At 69.2% G+C, this 19,192-nt stretch carries 17 protein-coding genes and 1 pseudogene; 8 read left to right on the top strand and 10 right to left on the bottom strand.

The window, feature by feature from the left end; genetic code table 11:
* The first annotated feature begins 146 nt into the window (after positions 1–146).
* Genes hsaA through hsaB form a run of 4 tightly spaced genes read left to right on the top strand, consistent with a single transcriptional unit; the run spans position 147 to position 3,695 of the window.
* Positions 147–1,322, top strand: coding sequence for a 3-hydroxy-9,10-secoandrosta-1,3,5(10)-triene-9,17-dione monooxygenase oxygenase subunit (gene hsaA, locus JOE46_RS14620; RefSeq protein ID WP_209927665.1), 1,176 nt, complete (start codon positions 147–149; stop codon positions 1,320–1,322).
* Positions 1,323–1,333: 11 nt separating this feature from the next.
* A complete protein-coding gene (gene hsaD, locus JOE46_RS14615) occupies positions 1,334–2,215 on the top strand; it encodes a 4,5:9,10-diseco-3-hydroxy-5,9,17-trioxoandrosta-1(10),2-diene-4-oate hydrolase (RefSeq protein WP_077042922.1) in 882 nt (293 codons plus the stop codon).
* Positions 2,215–3,114 (top strand): iron-dependent extradiol dioxygenase HsaC, encoded by a 900-nt coding sequence (hsaC, locus tag JOE46_RS14610; RefSeq protein ID WP_077042921.1) that lies wholly within the window; start codon positions 2,215–2,217, stop codon positions 3,112–3,114. The genes hsaD and hsaC overlap by 1 nt, the downstream gene beginning before the upstream one ends.
* On the top strand, positions 3,114–3,695 hold the full coding sequence (gene hsaB / locus JOE46_RS14605) for a 3-hydroxy-9,10-secoandrosta-1,3,5(10)-triene-9,17-dione monooxygenase reductase subunit (RefSeq protein ID WP_097214283.1): 582 nt from the start codon (positions 3,114–3,116) through the stop codon (positions 3,693–3,695). Before hsaC ends, hsaB begins: the two co-directional genes overlap by 1 nt.
* 87 nt (positions 3,696–3,782) lie before the next feature.
* On the opposite strand, the gene JOE46_RS14600 is transcribed toward hsaB, so the two are convergent.
* A complete protein-coding gene (locus JOE46_RS14600; RefSeq protein ID WP_209927663.1) occupies positions 3,783–5,840 on the bottom strand; it encodes a neutral/alkaline ceramidase in 2,058 nt (685 codons plus the stop codon).
* A 141-nt stretch (positions 5,841–5,981) separates the two neighbouring features.
* Positions 5,982–6,488 (bottom strand): MarR family winged helix-turn-helix transcriptional regulator, encoded by a 507-nt coding sequence (locus JOE46_RS14595; RefSeq protein ID WP_097214285.1) that lies wholly within the window; start codon positions 6,486–6,488, stop codon positions 5,982–5,984.
* Positions 6,489–6,595: 107 nt separating this feature from the next.
* Between JOE46_RS14595 and JOE46_RS27115 the strand changes: the two are divergent.
* Positions 6,596–7,864: pseudogene (locus JOE46_RS27115) on the top strand (MFS transporter).
* A gap of 30 nt (positions 7,865–7,894) precedes the next feature.
* Here JOE46_RS27115 and JOE46_RS14580 read toward each other — a convergent pair.
* Together JOE46_RS14580 and JOE46_RS14575 are read right to left on the bottom strand one after the other, a co-directional pair.
* On the bottom strand, positions 7,895–8,590 hold the full coding sequence (locus JOE46_RS14580; RefSeq protein WP_209929114.1) for an acetoacetate decarboxylase family protein: 696 nt from the start codon (positions 8,588–8,590) through the stop codon (positions 7,895–7,897).
* Positions 8,591–8,637: 47 nt separating this feature from the next.
* Positions 8,638–9,483 (bottom strand): SDR family oxidoreductase, encoded by an 846-nt coding sequence (locus JOE46_RS14575; protein WP_373560302.1) that lies wholly within the window; start codon positions 9,481–9,483, stop codon positions 8,638–8,640.
* 135 nt (positions 9,484–9,618) lie between these two features.
* Between JOE46_RS14575 and JOE46_RS14570 the strand changes: the two genes are divergently transcribed.
* Positions 9,619–10,791, top strand: a complete 1,173-nt coding sequence (locus tag JOE46_RS14570; protein WP_097214287.1) for a cytochrome P450 — start codon at positions 9,619–9,621, stop codon at positions 10,789–10,791.
* Positions 10,792–10,817: 26 nt separating this feature from the next.
* Here JOE46_RS14570 and JOE46_RS14565 read toward each other — a convergent pair whose 3' ends face one another.
* From JOE46_RS14565 to JOE46_RS14540, 6 genes are all read right to left on the bottom strand, one after another.
* Positions 10,818–11,324 carry a nuclear transport factor 2 family protein gene (locus JOE46_RS14565; RefSeq protein ID WP_097214288.1) on the bottom strand — a complete coding sequence of 169 codons (507 nt, stop codon included), beginning with the start codon at positions 11,322–11,324 and terminating at the stop codon, positions 10,818–10,820.
* Positions 11,325–11,440: 116 nt separating this feature from the next.
* Positions 11,441–12,571 carry an acyl-CoA dehydrogenase family protein gene (locus tag JOE46_RS14560; RefSeq protein ID WP_209927658.1) on the bottom strand — a complete coding sequence of 377 codons (1,131 nt, stop codon included), beginning with the start codon at positions 12,569–12,571 and terminating at the stop codon, positions 11,441–11,443.
* The gene (locus JOE46_RS14555) at positions 12,568–13,524 is read right to left on the bottom strand and encodes an acyl-CoA dehydrogenase family protein (protein WP_097214290.1); all 957 of its coding nucleotides are present in this window, start codon (positions 13,522–13,524) and stop codon (positions 12,568–12,570) included. Before JOE46_RS14555 ends, JOE46_RS14560 begins: the two co-directional genes overlap by 4 nt.
* Positions 13,521–14,684, bottom strand: a complete 1,164-nt coding sequence (locus JOE46_RS14550; protein WP_209927656.1) for an acyl-CoA dehydrogenase family protein — start codon at positions 14,682–14,684, stop codon at positions 13,521–13,523. Before JOE46_RS14550 ends, JOE46_RS14555 begins: the two co-directional genes overlap by 4 nt.
* Positions 14,684–15,562, bottom strand: a complete 879-nt coding sequence (locus JOE46_RS14545; protein ID WP_097214292.1) for an enoyl-CoA hydratase — start codon at positions 15,560–15,562, stop codon at positions 14,684–14,686. The genes JOE46_RS14550 and JOE46_RS14545 overlap by 1 nt, the downstream gene beginning before the upstream one ends.
* Positions 15,559–17,112: a FadD3 family acyl-CoA ligase gene (locus JOE46_RS14540; protein WP_209927655.1), complete on the bottom strand. Its 1,554-nt coding sequence runs from the start codon at positions 17,110–17,112 to the stop codon at positions 15,559–15,561. The genes JOE46_RS14545 and JOE46_RS14540 overlap by 4 nt, the downstream gene beginning before the upstream one ends.
* 45 nt (positions 17,113–17,157) lie before the next feature.
* On the opposite strand from JOE46_RS14540, the gene JOE46_RS14535 reads away from it, so the two are divergent.
* The gene (locus JOE46_RS14535; protein ID WP_097214294.1) at positions 17,158–18,363 is read left to right on the top strand and encodes an acyl-CoA dehydrogenase family protein; all 1,206 of its coding nucleotides are present in this window, start codon (positions 17,158–17,160) and stop codon (positions 18,361–18,363) included.
* On the top strand, positions 18,360–19,169 hold the full coding sequence (locus tag JOE46_RS14530; protein ID WP_136910783.1) for an SDR family oxidoreductase: 810 nt from the start codon (positions 18,360–18,362) through the stop codon (positions 19,167–19,169). The genes JOE46_RS14535 and JOE46_RS14530 overlap by 4 nt, the downstream gene beginning before the upstream one ends.
* The last annotated feature ends 23 nt before the right edge of the window (positions 19,170–19,192 follow it).

Here is a 19,192-nt window from a genome sequence, read left to right as displayed (position 1 = left end):
GCCAGTTTTGCTAGATATTGGCGCTAGTAGTCGCAGTCAGGGACTTTCGTCCCAGTGGAACCCATTCTGCTCGACACGAATGGGAACGTGTTCTAGTCTCAGGTGAAAGTGAAGCACCGAGACGCACGACACATGAGGGAGTACCAGTGGGTGAGCACGACAGCCGCGCGGTGATCGAGAAGCTGAACGAGCTTCTGCCGACCCTGCGCGAGCGCGCACAGGAGACCGAGGATCTGCGTCGCATTCCCGACGACTCGATCAAGGGGCTCCAGGAGGCCGGCTTCTTCCGACTCCTGCAGCCGGCGCAGTGGGGCGGCTTCGAGGCTGATCCCGTCACCTTCTACACCGCTGTCCGCAACATCGCGAGCGCGTGTGGGTCCACCGGCTGGGTCTCCGGCATCATCGGCGTCCACAACTGGCACCTCGCGCTGTTCGATCAGCAGGCGCAGGAGGACGTGTGGGGCCAGGACACCGACGTGCGGATCTCCTCGTCGTACGCGCCGATGGGTGCGGGCGAGGTCGTCGACGGCGGCTACAAGGTCAACGGCGCGTGGGCCTGGTCCTCGGGCTGTGACCACGCCAACTGGGTTGTCGTCGGCGGACCGGTGATCAAGGACGGCCGCCCGGTCGACTTCGGCAGCTTCCTGATCCCCCGCGAGGACTACCAGATCGACGACGTGTGGAACGTGGTCGGCCTGCGCGGCACCGGCAGCAACACGATCGTCGTCAAGGACGTGTTCGTGCCGCGGCACCGCTTCCTCAGCTTCAAGGCGATGAGCGATCTCACCGCGCCGGGCCTCGCGCAGAACACCGCGCCGGTCTACAAGATGCCGTGGGGCACCATCCACCCCACCACCATCTCGACCCCGATCGTCGGCATGGCGTACGGCGCCTACGACGCCCACGTCGAGCACCAGGGCAAGCGCGTCCGCGCGGCCTATGCAGGCGAGAAGGCCAAGGACGACCCGTTCGCCAAGGTCCGGATCGCCGAGGCCTCCAGCGACATCGATGCCGCCTGGCGCCAGCTCTCCGGCAACGTCGCCGACGAGTACGCGCTGCTGCTGGCCGGCGAGGAGGTACCGATCGAGCTGCGCCTGCGGGCCCGCCGCGACCAGGTGCGCGCCACCGGCCGCGCCATCGCCTCCATCGACCTGCTCTTCGAGAACTCCGGTGCGACCGCTCTCGCGAACGGCACTCCGATCCAGCGCTTCTGGCGCGACGCGCACGCAGGCCGCGTGCACGCCGCCAACGATGCCGAGCGCGCCTACGTCATGTTCGGTGGCGCCGAGTTCGGTCTGCCGCTCACGGACACGATGGTCTGAGGCGGGGCATCGTGACGACGACAGAACAGGCCGAGATCACCTACGAGTCGACCTCGAAGTTCGCCCAGGTCCGTCCGGACCTCAAGCTGCACTACCACGAGGCGGGCGTCGGCAACGGCCCGACGATCGTGCTGCTGCACGGAGGCGGACCCGGCGCCTCCTCCTGGTCGAACTTCTCCAAGAACATCCCCGTGCTGGCCGAGAAGTTCCACGTGCTCGCGGTGGACCAGCCCGGCTACGGGCTCTCGGACAAGCCGACCGAGCACCCGCAGTACTTCGTGCACAGCTCCTCCGCGCTCAAGGACCTGCTCGACACCCTCGAGATCACCGGGCGGGTGCACCTGCTCGGCAACTCGCTCGGTGGCGGCGCGGCCGTGCGGTTCGCGCTCGACTTCCCGGATCGTGCCGGCCGGCTGGTGCTGATGGGCCCCGGCGGGCTGAGCGTCAACCTGTTCTCGCCCGACCCGACCGAGGGCGTCAAGAACCTCGGCAAGTTCAGCTTCCAGCCGACGCGGGACAACCTCGAGGCGTTCCTGCGGATCATGGTGTTCGACCAGTCGCTCATCACCCCGGAGCTGGTCGAGGAGCGGTTCGCCGCGGCCAGCACCCCCGAGTCGTTGGCGGCCGCGAAGGCGATGGGCAAGTCCTTCGCCAGCGCCGACTTCGAGAAGGGCATGCTCTGGCGCGACGCGCACAAGCTGCGCCAGCGGGTGTTGCTGATCTGGGGCCGCGAGGACCGGGTCAACCCGCTCGACGGCGCCCTGGTGGCGACGAAGATGATCCCGCGCGCGCAGCTGCACGTGTTCGGTGGCTGCGGCCACTGGGCGCAGCTCGAGAAGTTCGACGAGTTCAACCGTCTGGCAAGCGATTTCCTTCTCGACGGAGGTAACTGATGGGTATTCGTTCGCTGGCGTACATGCGCATCGAGGCCACCGACATGGCGGCCTGGCGCGAGTACGGCCTGAAGGTCCTCGGCATGATCGAGGGCAAGGGCACCGACGCCAACTCGCTCTACCTCCGGATGGACGACTTCCCGGCCCGCCTGGTGATCGTGCCGGGTGAGCGCGACCGCCTGATGGTCTCCGGCTGGGAGACGGCCAATGCGGCCGAGCTGCAGGAGATCCGGGACAGCCTGTCCGCGGCAGGCGTGCCCTTCAAGGAGGGCACTGCCGACCAGATCGCGGACCGTCGGGTCGCCGAGCTGATCGTCTTCGAGGACACCTCGGGCAACACGCTCGAGGTGTTCCACGGCGCGGCCCTCGAGCACCGCCGGATCGTGAGCCCGTACGGACACAAGTTCGTCACCGGCGAGCAGGGTCTCGGACACGTCGTGCTCACCACGGACGACGACCAGGCGTCGTTGCGGTTCTACCGCGACGTGCTCGGGTTCAAGTTGCGCGACTCGATGCGGCTGCCTCCGCAGATGGTCGGGCGGCCCGCCGACGGCGAGCCGGCCTGGCTCCGCTTCCTCGGCTGCAACCCGCGCCATCACAGCCTGGCGTTCCTGCCGATGCCGAACCCGACCGGCATCGTGCACCTGATGGTCGAGGTGGAGAACTCCGACGACGTCGGACTCTGCCTGGATCGCGCGATGCGCAAGAAGGTCAAGATGTCGGCCAGCCTCGGCAGGCACGTCAACGACCTGATGCTCTCGTTCTACATGAAGACGCCGGGCGGCTTTGACATCGAATTCGGTTGCGAGGGGCTCGAAGTCGAGGATGAAAGCTGGATCGCTCGGGAGAGCACCGCGGTGAGCCTGTGGGGTCACGACTTCACGGTGGGAATGAAGTAGTGACGGCGCCTCAGGAGTCGGCGACTGGCGCGGAGATCGATCCGCGTCAGTTCCGTACCGTGCTCGGTCAGTTCTGCACCGGCGTCACGATCATCACGACGATCGACGACGGCGAGCCGGTCGGCTTCGCGTGCCAGTCGTTCGCGGCGCTGTCGCTGGATCCGCCGCTGGTGCTGTTCTGCCCGACCAAGGCGTCGCGGTCCTGGGCGGCGATCGAGCGCAGCGGCAAGTTCTGCGTCAATGTGCTCGCGGAGGAGCAGCAGGCGGTGTGTGCCCGGTTCGGATCTCGCGAACCGGACAAGTTCGCCGGAATCGGCTGGGAGGCCTCGCCTCTCGGATCTCCGATCATCGACAGGTCGCTCGCGCACATCGACTGCACGGTGGAGACCGTGCACGACGGCGGCGACCACTTCGTGGTGTTCGGTCGGGTGCACTCGATGAGTGAGATCAAGACCGAGCGTCCGCTGCTGTTCTACCGTGGGCAGTACACCGGCATCGAGCCGGACAAGACGGTCCCTGCGCCCTGGCGCGACGACCTCGAGGCGTTCCTCACCGCGACCACCGAGGACACCTGGCTGTAGAGCAACACCGAAGACGACTGAAGGGCACCTCTGAGGGGAGGTGCCCTTCAGTCGTTTTCGGGTTCAGGCCCCCGAGCGTCGACCGGCTCAGACCTCGAACTCGGCCGAGGTGCCGGTGAACTCGGAGATCTTGCCTTCGCGGCTCTTCTGGTCGCCGAAGTGCTGGATCCGGTAGCGACCGGCGGGCGTGCCCTCCGGCACGTCCCAGGTGATACGCGCGACCGAGGCGTTCGAACCCTCACGGCGCCAGTGGTACTTGGTGGACCAGTCGCCGTCGTCCGCGTGGCGCACCCATCGTCCGCCGTCGAGCCGCTGGACCTCGAAGAAGGTGCCGCGGCGGTGCAGGTTGTTCTTCGGGTGCCCGGTGGAGAACTCTACGGCCACTTGGGTTCCCGTCGCGGCCTTGGCGGCCGGCTGGACAAGTACGTCACCGAACTGGCGGCCCGGCATCGGCGCGTCCGCAGGGACGTCCGGCCCGAAGCTCGGCTGGAACCCGGACAGGTCGCGGGGCGCGGGTCCGCGCGGGACCTCGGCACCGTCGCGCATGGCGATCGCGAGCTGCGCGTAGCCCTGCTGGTAGGCGGGAAGTGTGTTGCGACCGAACAGTGTCGACCCGCCCTCGTACTGCTGGGAGTCGTACTCCTCCGGCGTGGTGCAGTAGCTCGAGTAGGCGTTGGCGTAGCCCTGGAAGATCACCTTCTCGAGCGGCACGCCGAGCTCCTTGGCCACGGTCCGCCGGACGCGCAGGCCTGAGACGATGGTGAACTCCGCGGGTCCACCGACCACATAGAGGTCGCCGATCCGGATGATCTGGATCTTGAGCACGTGCGGGACCCACCCGTCGGGCGGCAGCAGACCGACGGGGACGAGGACCATCTTCGGGGCCTGCGCGTCGGCCAACCACTGCGGGGTCTTGGTGTCGATTCCGCCGAGGGCGTCGATGACGGGGTTGCGGGTGCCTTCCGGGAAGATCGGGATGGCCGGGCCGTCCTCGGTGCTGCCCGCCGCCATCGCCGCTCCGACGCACGCGGGGGAGGTGCGTTGCGGCTGACCGTTGGTCGTGTAGCGACCGTCGACGAGCTGGTTTGCCATGTCGAGGTACATGATTCGGCTGTCCACGACGGTGGAGGAGATCGTTTCGGCCGACTTGAAGGCGGTGCGGGCGGCGGCCAGCTGTCGCTCACCGATCAGCCGGGTGTTCTCGAATTCGTCGTCCGTCGGACCTTTTCCGGGCTCGAGGTCGAGGTTCGGCGACATGTCGCCGGTGTTCGTCTGCGGGAACGAGGCGACAAAGCTGGGCTTGCCGTCGAGATAGCGCACCCCGGCGACGTCGTGCTCCCAGAAGTATGCGGCGGCGCCCTTGTTGTCGCCGGAGATGAGCTTGTTCTCTTCGGTCAGCGAGGCGCCGTGGGTGGGGAACCAGCCGATGGCGCCGACGTTGTCATCGCCTTGGCTGACGCGAAGCACCCGCATGTGGGTGTCGATGCCGAGGGGGTAGTAGTCCTTGTCGCTCTGTGGATTCCGGTCGAACGCGACCCGGGAGCGGTTCACGCTTGCGTCGGTGAGTTCGCTGTGACCGAACGCGACGGTGCCGGGCGCCAGGTTGTCGTGGGCGGCGCTGATCGCCTCGACGAGGCCGTCGACCTCGGCGTTGAAGACCAGCGGCTGGAAGCCGAGAGTGGCCAGGCTGTACGCGTAGTCCTGTGAGGCGCCGCCACAGGCGGCATGTGAGTGCACGGCCGTGAGCATGACGTTGCGTTCGGTGTAGAGGTTGCCGTACTTCTGGCTGAGCCGGACGAGGACGGCGTCGTGCACGGCCTGGAAGATCATGCAGGTGTCGGCGCAGACGAAGACCACCCTGGAGTCGTCCGCGCCGGCGAATACGTAGGCGCGCACGCGGGTTCGCTGGTGGAGCCCCTCCGCGCGCTGCTCGAAACTCGAGTAGCCCATCATCCCGTTCTCGGCGACGGGTCCGGTCATGTCGGACAGGCCGACGCCGACGCGGAAGCCGCCCTTGGCGGGCGCGGTTCGCGCGAGCTCGGTGGTGCGCGGCGCCGCTGCGGTGGTGCGGCCCGCGCCGAGGGCGGCCAGCGCCGGAGTGGCAGCGGCTCCCGCGAGCACGCTGCGTCGACTGATCGAGACCACTGGGATCCTTTCGGGGAATCGGGCACCGTGTTGGTCAAGTGTCCAGAAGACAGCACACACCACCGCGGCCCCGTTGGCAATACCCTTTGCCGGACTTGTCCGGGTGGGGTCAGATCGCCATGCGGTGAGGGCCGATTCGGATCACTCGATGGAGGTGTCGCCGAGCGCCTCGAGGACGCGCCGAAGTCCGTCGGCGGTCTCGTCGACGACCCCGCGATCGACGTCGGCCAACAGCCGCGCGTAGTTCGCGAAGTGGTCGACGATCACGGCGCGACCCAGCTCCTGCCCGCGCTCGGTGAGGCGGATCTTGACGGTGCGCCGGTCGTCGCCGTCGCGCACGCGCTCGACCAGCCCCTTGGCCTCCATGCGGTCGGTGCGGTTGGTGATCGCGCCGGAGGTCACCATCGACGCCTTGATGAAGGCGCCTGCCGTGAGCGCGTATGGGGGCCCCGATCGCTGCAGGGTGACGAGGACGTCGAACTCGCCTGCCTCGAGGCCGTGCTGGGCGGCGGTGACCTTGGCCGATTTGTCCACCAGGCGCGTCAGTCGCTGGGCTCGCGCGAGCAGTTGGACCGGCCAGAAGTCCTCGACCAGGTCGGGGCGCTCGGTCGCCCACTGTTCGAGGATCGCGTCCACCGCGTCGCTCATATCGCTCCCCTCAAGATTTATCTCAACATCAAGATACTTGACGTCGAGAGGGCTGTCTGTTTTTATCTCAACGTTAAGAGAATCAAGGTTGAGCGATATCGACGGTGATGTCGTCGCGACCACCCGAAAGCGCCCGCCCTCGAACCCAGGAGCCGGTCATGACACAGCTCGCCCGCGTACTGCCCACCGAGTCCCGCGCCGCTGGGCCGCAACAGATCTCAGCGCTCTGGCTTGCCCTGCTGGCGAGCCCGATCGCGGCCAGCGCCAACAGTCCGGTCCTGATCCTTCCGGCGATGGCCGATTCGTTCGGGGTCCGAACTGCGACGGTGACCTGGCTCGTCACCGTCTTCGCCTGGGCGATGGCGATCGGCACCCCGCTGATGGCGACCCTGCTGCGCCGTCGTGGAACCCGCCTGACGCTCGCGGTGGGGAGCACCCTGATCGTGGCAGGCACCCTGCTCGTCGCCGTAGCGCCCTGGCTGCCGCTGGCGATGGCCGGCCGTGCGGCCCAGGCGGTCGGTGGCGCGGGTCTGGCGACCGTCGCGATGACCCTCGCGGGCACCGCCCGTCGGATGGGGGCGATCACCGCCGGCTTCGGCATCCTCGGCGCGGTGGGGCCGCTGGTCGGCTCGTAGATCGCCGAGGCGGCATCCTGGCGCGCGGCGCTTGCGATCTCGCTCGTCGCGCTGCTGGCCGTCCCGGCGGTGATCCGGCGCAGCCCGGCCGTCGTCCCCGCCGCCACCGTGCCCTTCGATGGCCGGGGCGCTGCCCTGCTCGTGTGTACGGCGTCCGCCCTGGTCCTCGTGCCCCGCTACCCGGCACCTGCGGTCGCCGCCGCGATCGTGATGGGCGCCGTGCTCGCGGCCCATATCCGCAGTCGCCCCGACGGCTTCGTTCCCGCAGCGCTGCTGCGCAGCCCGGCGTTCGTCGCCTCGACCCTCCTCGCGTGCGCACTCGCTACGTCGTACTTCACGCTGCTGTTCACGATCCCGCAGCTGCTGCGGGAGCGGACCGAATGGTCAACGGCCGCAATCGGTGTCGGGCAGCTGGTGGCCTTGCTGATCGGCTCCGCGCTGTCTCTGGTGCTGGCCGCCGCCGCGGTGCGGATCGGCCGTTCCCGGGTTCTCGCCGTCCTGATCGCCGTCGGGGCGTTGGCCCCGCTGACCGCGGTCATGACCCCGTGGGCGCCGCTGCTGCTGGTGGCGGCCACCCTGGCGGTCTTCGCCACCACCGGCGGTCAGGCCACGCTGGCGGTCTATGCGACCGCTGCCGCGCCGGAGTCCCAGCGCCCCACCACGATCGGTCTGTTCAACCTCTGCTACCAGCTCGGCGGGGCCTTCGGCCCTGCGATCGCGGCCCTGATCGTCCTGGGCTGACCGACGTCCGGAGCGCCGGTCGGTGGGTGTTCACACCACCCGCGCGTCCCCGAAGGTCATCTTCAGATCCGGAATCGACGAGGTGAGCAGGGCACGGCGCGGTAGGCCGAGCGAGCGCAGCTCGTCGGCGATGGGATGGGTGCCCAACGTCAGGTCCGCACCACCGAGCCGGGAGCGGACGCCGGACGGGTTCATCTCCCACTGGGTGTGCCTGGTGACGCCGTCGAGGTGCGAGTAGGCCGCCACCGCGGCGCCCGCCCCAGAACCGGGCACCGTGACGCCCGGTTTGATGCGCAGTTCTGCTATGAGCTTGCCGTCCTGGCTGACCGACGCCCGCTTGGCCGGGCTCGCGTGATCGGAGTCGAAATCCGCCAGCACCTTGGGGAATCCCCAGATGCCGCGACCGGCGGCCATCGTGAACTCGCCGTCGACGGGCAGCTGATGGATCAGCGCACCCGCCCCGCCCGTCGCCAACGACCGGAGATCCGAGACGACGGAGGACTTGCCGGTGTCGCGATGGCTGCGGACCATGAAGCAGACACCGAACTCGTTGTAGGGGCCCAGGTCTCCGTCCACGTAGTCGACGAACACCAGCACGCACAGTCCGCGACCGGGGCGATACCGGAGGATCTCCAGCCCGGTGTGATCGATCAGCGCCTGCGCCGGGGCGGTCGGGACCGAGTACATGGCCATGAACGCCGTCGCCTGCCGGATCTGCACCGGCATCTCGACGCGCTTGCCGAGAACGTCGTGGGAGGTGGCGCCGTGGGAGGTCACTGCGTCACCACGCCGCGCAGGCCGTCGACGCCGTAGACCTGCTCGAGCATCGAGCTGAAATCGGGTCCGCGCCGCAGCATCTGGCCGCCGTCGACGTTGATGATCTGGCCGGTGATCCAGGTGGACTCGTCGCCGAGCAGGAACCGCGCCAGCGCCGCGATGTCCTCCGGCTCCCCGATGCGGGGCAGGGGAGTGCAGGCCTGGTAGTCCTCGAGCAGCGGCCCGCCCTCGGTGATCAGGGCGACCAGATCGGTGCGGGTGAGCCCGGGCCGGATGCAGTTGACCCGGACGTTGCTGGCACCCAGCTCATCGGCGCCGAGCTGGACGAGGTGGTCGACGCCGGACTTCGAGACGCCGTACGCGCCGAACCAGCGGTGGGTGTTGCTGCTCGCGATGGAGGAGATCGCGACGAACGATCCGCCCCCGCCGCGGACCAGCTCGCGGGCGGAGTGCTTGAGCGTGAGCATCGTGCCGGTGATGTTGAGCTCCACGGTGCGGCGCCAGGCATCGACGTCGATCTGGGTGACCGGGGCGATGGTCTCGTTGCCGCCCGCGCAGGCCACCACCCCGTCGAGGCGTCCGGTCACCGCCGCGGCGGCCGCGACCGCTTCGACCACCGCGTCCTCGTCGGTGACATCGGCGGCGTGATGGGTGATCGACCCGTCGTGCGCGGGCGTGACCGACGCGGCGGCCTTGATCAACTTCTCCTCGGTGCGTCCGCAGATGGTCACGTGGGCGCCGGAACCGGCCAGCAGGGAGGCGACGCCGAGGCCGATTCCGCTGCCGCCTCCCGTCACCAGGATCGACTTGCCCCGCACAGCTCCCGTACCGATCGCGTCCACCGCGACTCCCTCCGTTGTGCAACCTGTTCTACCACCGCCGGGGCGATTTGGATATGCAATCCCGCCAGCAGGAATAGGCTCGATTCACCCGGTGCGAGCAGGTTCGGAGAACGGCTGAGCGAGGGAGTTGACGGCATGCGACCCGACATCGATCTGGTGGATGGACGGTTCTATGCGGGTGAACGCGGCGACCCGAGGGACGCCTACACCTGGATGCGTGCACACGAGCCGGTGTTCCGGGACAGGGACGGCACGGCGGGCGCCGCGAGCTATGCCGCGGTGATCGACGCCGAGCGGGACGCAGACCTGTTCTCCAACGCCGGGGGGATCCGGCCGGAGGTGGGGCCGCTGCCGCACATGATCGACATGGACGACCCGGAGCATCTGCACCGTCGCAAGCTGGTCAACGCCGGCTTCACCCGCAGGCAGGTCGAGGCCAAGATCGGCGGCATCGGACGGATCTGCGACGAGCTGATCGACGCGGTGATCGACAGGGGCGAGTGCGACTTCGTCCGCGATCTCGCCGCGCCGCTGCCGATGGCGGTGATCGGCGACATGCTGGGTGTGCGGCCGCAGGAGCGGGAGATGTTCCTGCAGTGGAGCGACGACCTGGTCGAGGCCCAGGGCAGCAACGCCTCCGAGGAGATGCTGTCGAAGATGATGGCGGCGTACGTGTCCTTCGTCGAGTTCACCATGCGCACGATCGAACAGCGCCGCCGCGAACCGACCGAGGACCTGACCAGCGTGCTGGTGCATGCCGAGATCGACGGCCGCCGGCTCACGGAAGAGGACATCGTGGCCGAGACCCTGCTGATCCTGGTCGGCGGCGACGAGACCACGCGGCACGTGCTCAGCGGCGGCATGGAGCAGCTGATGCGCCACCCCGAGCAGCGGGACCAGCTCGTCGCCGACCGGTCCCTGATCCCGCAGGCGCTCGAGGAGATGGTGCGCTGGGTGTCACCGGTGAAGAACATGTGCCGCACCGTGACCCGCGACGTGGAGTTCCACGGCACGCGGCTGCGCGCGGGCGAGAAGATGCTGCTGCTGTTCGAGTCCGCGAATTTCGACGAGTCGGTGTTCGAGAATCCGGCACGGTTCGACGCGTCCCGGAATCCGAATCCGCACGTGGCCTTCGGTTTCGGGTCGCACTTCTGCCTGGGCAACCAGCTCGCCCGGCTCGAGGGCAGGCTGATGTTCGAGCGGCTGCTCGAGCGGATCCCGAACATGGAACTGGCGAGCGACCTGCCGCTACCGCGCCGACCGGCGAACTTCGTGACCGGCCTCGAGAAGATGCCGGTCCGCTGGTAGCCGGCGGTCGATGAGCCGGCCCAGGATCAGGAGGTCGCCGCCGGGGGAGTGGCCCACATGTGCGAGAGGAACTGGAAGCTCGGGACGTCGTCGAGGGAGATGATCGACTCGTAGATCCGCTCGTACGATGTCTCCGCGATCCGCCAGCTCCCGTCGTCGTCGCGGTGGTACCGGTCGGTGTAATAGCCGGCACCGCGGATCAGCCTGTTTGCGGCAGGCACGATCACCGTGTCCTCGAAGTTCCACGAGCCGGACGCGTCCGATCCGTCGACCGAGATCTCCGGATGGTTGGCGATGTGCACGGTCGTGATCGCCGGGCCGAGCGCGTCGCGCATGAACCCGGCGACGGCGTCGCGGCCCTGGAAGACGAGCGGTTCGGCGAGCGCATGCGTGCCGTAGTGCGCGACGATGTCCTCGGCGAGGGTGTCCGCGAACTCGTCCCACCGTTTCAGGTCCAGCGCGCGGAAGTACCGGTACTTGAGCTGCCGGAGGTCCTCGAGCGAGCTGAGGTCTTCGAGCGATCGGGGGGCCATTCGCGGAGCTTCTCACAGTCGATCGCGCGGGGTTCGGAATTCGGTCGATCTCGTCCCGACATGCAGAAGGCCGGCCCGGGGAATCCGGGCCGGCCTTCGAGCTCAGTGCAACGGGATCAGGCGGGCAGGCCCGCGGCCGACTCCAGCGACTTCAGGTACCCCCGCGGCTGGCCGAAGAGCTGGGCGCTGCCGTGTGCGCGCTTGAAGTACAGCTGGGCGTCGTGCTCCCAGGTGATCGCGATGCCGCCGTGCAGCTGGATGCTGTCCGCCGCGACCGACTGCAGGGCCTCCGAGCAGTACACCTTCGCGACCGCGGCGTCCGTCGCCGCGGTGGGCGCTCCGTCGACGAGCGAGCGGACCGCGCCGTAGGACGCCGAACGGGCCGTCTCCACCAGGAAGTACAGGTCCGCCATCCGGTGCTTGAGGGCCTGGAAGCTGCCGATCGGACGACCGAACTGCACGCGGGACTTGCTGTACTCGACGGTGAGGTCCAGCGACTGCGCGGCCGCACCGATCTGCTCCGCGGACAGTGCGACGCAGGCGATCTCGCGCACCCGCTCCAGGGCCGCCGAGCCGTCGGCGGTGAGCAGACGGGCCGAGGCGCCGTCGAACTCCACGACCGACAGGGTCCGGGTCGGGTCCATCGCGGGCAGCCTGCGGCGGCTGACCGACTCCTGCGCGGGATCGACCTCGAACAGCGCCACGGCGCCGTCGATCGCGGCGGCGACGACGAGCACGTCCGCGATCGACCCGTCCAGCACGAAGTGGCTCGCGCCGGTGAGCGAGTGCCCGTCACCGGCCGCCGTGGCCGTCACGTCGACCGACTCGGTGTCCCAGCTGCCGTCGGCGCCGGTCCAGCACAGCGCCGCGACGGCGGTGCCCTCCGCGATCCCGGGCAGCAGTCGCTCGCAGGCCTCGGTGTCGCCGCTGGCCAGGATCGCCTGCGCGCCGAGCACCACCGAACCGAGCATCGGTGTCGGGGCGAGCGTGCGGCCGAGTTCCTCGAGCACCAGGTGCGTCTCGATCGCGGATGCGCCGATGCCGCCGAACTCCTCGGGGATCGCGAGCGCGGCGACGCCGACCTGCTGGCAGAGCATCTCCCACAGCGCGGCGTCGTAGCCCTGCTCGGTCTCCGCGGCGCGGCGGACCGCACCGGGATCGGAATGCTTGGCGAGCAGCGCCCGCACGGTCTTGCGGAGCTCGAGCTGCTCCTCGTCGAATGCGCCTACCGCGGCAACCTGGCTCACAGCGACTCCATCACTCGGGCGCGGTGCACAGACGGGGTGCCCCACGCGGTCAGCAGGGCCCGGGTCTTGGTCAGCCACAGGGACAGGTCGTGTTCCTGGGTGTACCCGATGGCGCCGTGCACCTGCAGCGCGATCCGCGATGCGCGGTACGCGGCGTCGCCACACGCGACCTTGGCCGCCGAGATGTCGCGGCGGGCGTCGGCCGAGCCGTCGCGGACGGACAGCGCCGCGCCGTGCAGCAGCGGTCGCGCCATCTCGAGGCCGATGGCGACGTTCGCCAGGTGGTGCTTGATCGACTGCTGGCTGCCGATGGCCTTGCCGAACTGCTTGCGCTGCTTGGCGTATTCGGTGCTGACCTCGAGCATGGTGCGGCCGAGGCCGAGCAGCTGGGCTGCGGTGGCGAGCGCGCCCATGTCGAAGGCGCGCTCGACGTCCGCGTCGCCGAGTGTCTCGGCGGCGGTGACGGAGAACAGCTTCCTGGCCTGGTCGACGGAGCCGTGCTGGTCGCCGACTGTGGCGGTGGACACCGAGTCGCCCTGCACGAGCAGGGTCAGCTCGACGGCGTTCGCGTCGACGGCGAACGGCACCCGCGGCGGGGCCGCGACGGTGGCCAGCGCGCCCTCGGCGAGCGCGGACAGGCGGTCCGGCGCCGCGCCTGCGAGCAGCACCGGTGCGACGGCGATGGTCTCGGCGACCGGACCCGGCACGGCGTGCCTGCCCAGCTGCTCGACCGCGACGACCAGGTCGATGGCGTCGGCGCCGAGGCCGTCGTGCGCCTCGTCGATGATCAGGCCGTTGACGCCGGTCTCCGCCAGGCGCTGCCACACCTTGAGGCCGGGCGCGGTGTCACCCGCGTTCCAGGACCGGATCACGGCGGGCATGTCGGACTTGGCGAGCAGCGAGTCGATGCTGTCCGCGAAGTCGGTGTGCGAGGAGTCGAGTGCGAATCTCATCGGTCCGCCTTAGGTAGGCCGAGCAGCCGCTCGGCGATGACATTCTTCTGGATCTCGTTGGTGCCGGCGTAGATCGGACCGGAGAGGGAGAACAGGTAGCCGTCCATCCACGCGGTGTCGGCGAGCTCGGCCTCGGGGCCGAGCAGGTCGAGCGCGGTCTCGTGGGTTGCCACGTCCCACTCGGACCAGAACACCTTGTTGATGGAGGACTCGGCGCCGAGCTGGCCGCCGCCGGCCAGCCGGGTGACGGTGCCCCACGTGCTCAGCTCGTAGGCGCGCGATCCGATCCACGCGTCGACGACCCGGTCGCGCAGCTCGGTGTCGGACTGGTCGCCGTTCGTCTTCCACAGCTGCACGAGCCGGTCGGTGGCGGCGAGGAAGCGGCCGGGGGAGCGCAGCGACAGGCCGCGCTCGTTGCTCGCGGTGCTCATCGCGACCCGCCAGCCCTCGTTGACGGCGCCGATCACGCCGGACTCCGCGGGGTTCGCCGGGTCGTCGGGCACGAAGACGTCCTCGAGGAACACCTCGGCGAAGCCCGGCAGGCCGTCGAGCTGGTCGATCGGACGCACGGTGACGCCCTTCGACCGCAGGTCGAACATGTAGTACGTGATGCCCTTGTGGCGCTGGGCCTCCGGGTCGGAGCGGAACAGGCCGAATCCCCAGTCCGCGAACGCGGCGCGGGAGCTCCAGGTCTTCTGACCGTTGAGCAGCCAGCCACCGTCGACCTTGGTGGCGGTGGCGCGCAGGCTGGCCAGGTCGGAGCCGGACTCGGGCTCGGACCAGGCCTGGGCCCAGATGTCGTCGGCGCGTGCCATCCGCGGCATGATCCGTGCCAGCTGCTCGGGCTTGGCGTGCTCGAAGAGCGTGGGGGCCAGCAGGAAGATGCCGTTCTGGCTGACCCGGCCGGGTGCGCCGGAGCGGTAGTACTCCTCCTCGAAGATGACCCACTGCTCGAGGGTGGCGTCGCGGCCGCCGTACTCGGCCGGCCAGGACACCACCGACAGGCGGGCGTCGGCGAGGGTGCGCTCCCACTGCCGGTGCGCCTCGAAGCCCTCCGCCGTGTCCATGTGCGGCAGCGGCTCGGCGGGGACGTTCGCCTTGAGGAACGCGCGCACTTCGTCGCGGAATGCGACTGTGGCGTCGTCGAATTCGAGATCCACTATTCTTCTCCAGCCTTCTTCATCGCCGCGGCTGCGCCGCGCTTCATTGCTGTGGCGTCCATACCGCCCAGGGGCCCCTTGCCGATTTCGGCGTTGTGTGCGTGCGCGAAGTGGTGCAGACCGAAGACCGAGTCCATGCCGGCCCGCACACCCATCAGGTCCTCGCACTGGTTGACGGCCTTCTTGGTCAGCGCGAGTCCGAACTGCGGCATGGTCGCGATCCGGTCGGCCAGGTCCATCGCGGTGGCCTCGAGGTCCTCACGCGGAACCACCCGGCTGACCATGCCCCACTCGTAGGCGCGCTGCGCGGAGAAGCGGTCGCCGGTGAACAGGATCTCCTTGGCCCCGCGCACCCCGAGCACCCACGGGTGCGCGAAGTACTCGACGCCCGGAATGCCCATCCGGACAACAGGGTCCGCGAAGAAGGCGTCGTCGGAGGCCACGATGAGGTCGCACACCCAGGACAGCATCAGGCCACCGGCGATGCAGGCGCCGTGCACCATGGCGATGGTCGGCTTCGGCAGCTCGCGCCACCGCCGGCACATGCCGAGGTAGACCTCCATCTCGCGGGCGAACCGCTGGTCGCCGCCCTCGCGGTCGACGTGGTCCCACCACATGACGGCCTTGTTGTCGTAGGACACGTGGTGGTCGCGTCCGACGGTCCCGATGTCGTGCCCTGCGCTGAAGTGGTCGCCGTTGCCGGCCAACACGATCGCGCTCACCTCGGGGTCCTCGACGGCGCGCTGGAAGGCGGCGTCCAGCGCGTAGGTCATCACGGAGTTCTGCGCGTTGCGGAACTTCGGCCGGTTCATCGTGACGACCGCGACCTTGCCGCGGACCTCGTAGGTGACGACCTCACCCTCGTCGGGAACGCTCACGACTTGCCCTCCCGGAGATCGTTCTTGAGGACCTTGCCGGACGGGTTGCGCGGCAGCGACCCGACGACGACGACCGAGCGCGGGATCTTGAAGTTGGCCAGGTGCTCCTTGCAGTACGCGAGGACCTCCTCGGCCGTGATGGTGCGACCGGGCTTCGCGACGACATAGGCGCGGCCGACCTCGCCCATCCGCTCGTCGGACACCCCGATGACGGCCGACTCGGCGACCGCGTCGATCCGGGCGAGGGCGTTCTCGATCTCGGCGGGATAGACGTTGAAGCCGCCCGAGATGTACATGTCCTTGAGCCGGTCGGTGATGTCGATGTAGCCGCGCTCGTCCATGACGCCGACGTCGCCGGTGTGCAGCCAGCCGTCCTTGTCGATGGTCGCCGCGGTGGCCTCCGGGTCGTCGAGGTAGCCGAGCATGACGTTCTCGCCGCGGACCAGGATCTCGCCGTTGTCGCCGATCCGGACCTCCATGCCGGGGATGGCGCGCCCGGAGGTGGTCGAGACGGTGACCGGGTCGTCATCGGTGCGGCACATGGTCACCACGACGGCCTCGGTCTGCCCGTAGGCGGTGAGCACGGCGTCGAAGCCCAGTTCGGACTGCATCCGTTCGACCAGCCGCACCGGGACCGCGGCGGCACCGGTGACGGCGATCCGCAGGCTCGACAGGTCGTACTCGTCGCGGGTGGGCAGGTCGAGGATCGACTGGTGGATGGTCGGGGCGCCCGGCAGGACGCTGACCCGGGCCTCGGCGATCTTCGCGGCGACCTTGGGGACGTCGAACAGCGCCATCGGGACGATGGTGGCGCCGCGCAGGACACACACCATGATCCCGGCCTTGTAGCCGAAGGTGTGGAAGAAGGGGTTGATGAGCAACTCGGCATCGGCGCTGGTGACCTCGGCGCATGTTGCCCACGCGTCCGCGATGCCCACCGTCTGCCGGTGCGCGCTCAGCACGCCCTTGCTCTTGCCGGTGGTGCCCGAGGTGAACAGGATGTCGGCGATGTCGTCCGGATCGACGGCCCGGGCGCGGGCATCCGCCTGCTCGGCGGGCACCGACGAGGCGAGGTCGTCCAGCTGCTGCCACTCGATGACGCCCTCGGTCGGCGCCGCCTCGTCGAAGGGGATCCGGATGACGGTGTCCAGCACGTCGAGGTCGCCCGGCCCGGCTGCGCGGGACAGGTCGGCCCAGCGGTCGGTCTTGAGGAACGGGCCGACGACGAACAGGGCCCTCGCCTTCGTCCGGATCACCAGGTCCAGCGCCTCGGTGCCGGTGTAGCGGGTGTTGATCGGGACCAACACCGCGCCGGCGTAGTGCGTGGCGAGGGCGGCGATGACCCAGTGATAGGTGTTCGGGGCCCAGAGCGCGACGCGGTCGCCGGGCTCGATCCCGCGCGCGATCAGTGCCCGTGCCACCGTGCGCACGCGGTCGAGGAGGTCGGAGTAGCTGAGATGGGTCTCGCCGTCGGCGATGGCCTCGGCGTCCCCGAACTCGCGAGCCGCCCTCGCGAGGGCCGCGGGGGTGGTATTCACATCACTGGTCACTGGACTCCTCTACAAAGCAAGTGCTTGGTAGGTTATCCTACCGGGGTGGATGTAAGCCAGGGGCTGGGGACAGCCAAAGACGACGAGCAGTTCGCCGCGACCGTCCGTGAGTGGTTGGCCGACAATCTCACCGGTGAGTTCGCCGGTCTGCGTGGGCTCGGCGGACCCGGACGTGAGCACGAGGCCTTCGAGGAGCGACTCGCGTGGGACCGCCATCTGGCGGCCGCCGGGTGGACCTGCCTGGGCTGGCCGACCGAGTACGGCGGCAAGGGCGCGACGCTGAGCCAGCAGGTGATCTTCCATGAGGAGTACGCCCGCTCGGGCGCACCCGCGCGGGTGAGCCACCTCGGTGAGGAGCTGCTCGGGCCGACGCTGATCGCGTTCGGCACCGAGGAGCAGAAGCGGCGCTTCCTGCCCGGCATCAACACGGTCTCCGAACTGTGGTGCCAGGGCTACTCCGAGCCCGGCGCGGGCTCCGACCTCGCGGCGGTCTCCACCTCGGCGCGCCTCGACGGCGACCAGTGGCGGATCAACGGGCAGAAGGTGTGGACCTCGCTCGCGCACGTCGCGCAGTGGTGCTTCGTGGTCGCGCGGACCGAGCCCGGCTCGCAGCGCCACAAGGGCCTGTCCTACCTGCTGGTCCCGATGGACCAGCCGGGCATCGAGGTGCGGCCGATCCTGCAGCTCACCGGCACCTCCGAGTTCAACGAGGTGTTCTTCGACGACGCCCGCACCGACGCCGACCTGGTGGTCGGCGAGGTCGGCCAGGGCTGGTCGGTCGCGATGGGCACCCTCACCTTCGAGCGCGGCATCTCCACGCTCGGCCAGCAGGTCGGCTTCGCCAAGGAACTGTCGGAGATCGTCGAGCTGGCCGAGCGCAACGGCGCGGCCTCCGACCCCGTCATCAAGGACAAGCTCACCCGCGCCTGGATGGGCCTGCAGGTGATGCGTGCGCACGCCATGCGCACCCTGTCCGCGGTCGACGCCAGCGCCCAGGGCGGCGAGGCCTCGGTGGCCAAGCTGCTGTGGGCCAACTGGCACCGCGGTCTCGGTGAGCTCGCGATGGAGGTCGCCGGTGCGGACTCGCTTCTGGCGGGCAACGGACCGTTCGGCGCCGACGCCGACCTGAGCGACCAGCAGCGCCTGTTCCTGTTCAGCCGGGCCGACACCATCTACGGCGGCTCGAACGAAATCCAACGAAACATCATCGCCGAGCGGGTGCTCGGACTTCCCCGAGAGGCTCGACCGTGACCACTTCCCTCAAGTCCCCCCTTGCAGTCGCCCCCGCCGAGATCGAGGGCCACAACCTGCTCAAGGGCAAGAAGGTCGTCGTGACCGCGGCCGCGGGCACCGGTATCGGCTTCGCCACCGCGCGCCGGGCGCTGCTCGAGGGCGCCGACGTGCTGGTCTCGGACTTCCACGAGCGTCGCCTCGGCGAGACCGTGGAGAAGCTGTCGGCCGAGTTCGGTGGCCAGCAGGTCGAGTCGTTCGTCTGCGACGTCTCGAGCACCGAGCAGGTCGACGCGCTGATCGCCGGCTCCGCCGAGAAGCTCGGCCGCATCGACGTCCTGGTCAACAACGCGGGCCTCGGCGGCGAGACGCCGGTCGTGGACATGACCGACGAGCAGTGGGATCGCGTCCTCGACATCACGTTGACGAGCACCTTCCGCGCCACCCGCGCTGCGCTGCGCTACTTCAAGTCCGTCGATCACAACGGCGTCCTGGTCAACAACGCCTCCGTGCTCGGCTGGCGCGCGCAGCACTCGCAGGCGCACTACGCGGCGGCCAAGGCAGGCGTCATGGCGCTGACCCGCTGCAGCGCGATCGAGGCCGCCGAGTACGGCGTCCGCATCAACGCCGTCGCGCCGTCCATCGCCCGCCACGCGTTCCTGGCGAAGGTGACCAGCGAGGAACTGCTCGACAAGCTGGCCGAGGGTGAGGCCTTCGGTCGCGCCGCCGAGGTGTGGGAGATCGCCGCGACCATCGCGATGCTCGCCAGCGACTACACGACCTACCTCACCGGCGAGATCGTCTCCATCTCCAGCCAGCGCGCCTAGGCGGCTCCGCCGCCTGTGCGTGG

This window comes from Rhodococcus sp. PvR099 (assembly GCF_017833315.1).
GTDB lineage: Bacteria > Actinomycetota > Actinomycetes > Mycobacteriales > Mycobacteriaceae > Rhodococcus_G > Rhodococcus_G oryzae.
The sequence above is the reverse complement of the archived record's forward strand: the minus strand, read 5'-3'. Positions and strand labels throughout refer to the sequence as shown.

What these genes read in the sequence shown, in the direction of transcription:
- JOE46_RS14580 (WP_209929114.1), bottom strand. Translation starts at nt 8,590, where the DNA reads ATGCCGGTGCAGATCCGGCAGGCGACGGCGTTCATGGCCATGTACTCG.
- JOE46_RS14555 (WP_097214290.1), bottom strand. Translation starts at nt 13,524, where the DNA reads ATGAGATTCGCACTCGACTCCTCGCACACCGACTTCGCGGACAGCATC.
- JOE46_RS14570 (WP_097214287.1), top strand. Translation starts at nt 9,619, where the DNA reads ATGCGACCCGACATCGATCTGGTGGATGGACGGTTCTATGCGGGTGAA.
- hsaC (WP_077042921.1), top strand. Translation starts at nt 2,215, where the DNA reads ATGGGTATTCGTTCGCTGGCGTACATGCGCATCGAGGCCACCGACATG.
- JOE46_RS14595 (WP_097214285.1), bottom strand. Translation starts at nt 6,488, where the DNA reads ATGAGCGACGCGGTGGACGCGATCCTCGAACAGTGGGCGACCGAGCGC.
- JOE46_RS14565 (WP_097214288.1), bottom strand. Translation starts at nt 11,324, where the DNA reads ATGGCCCCCCGATCGCTCGAAGACCTCAGCTCGCTCGAGGACCTCCGG.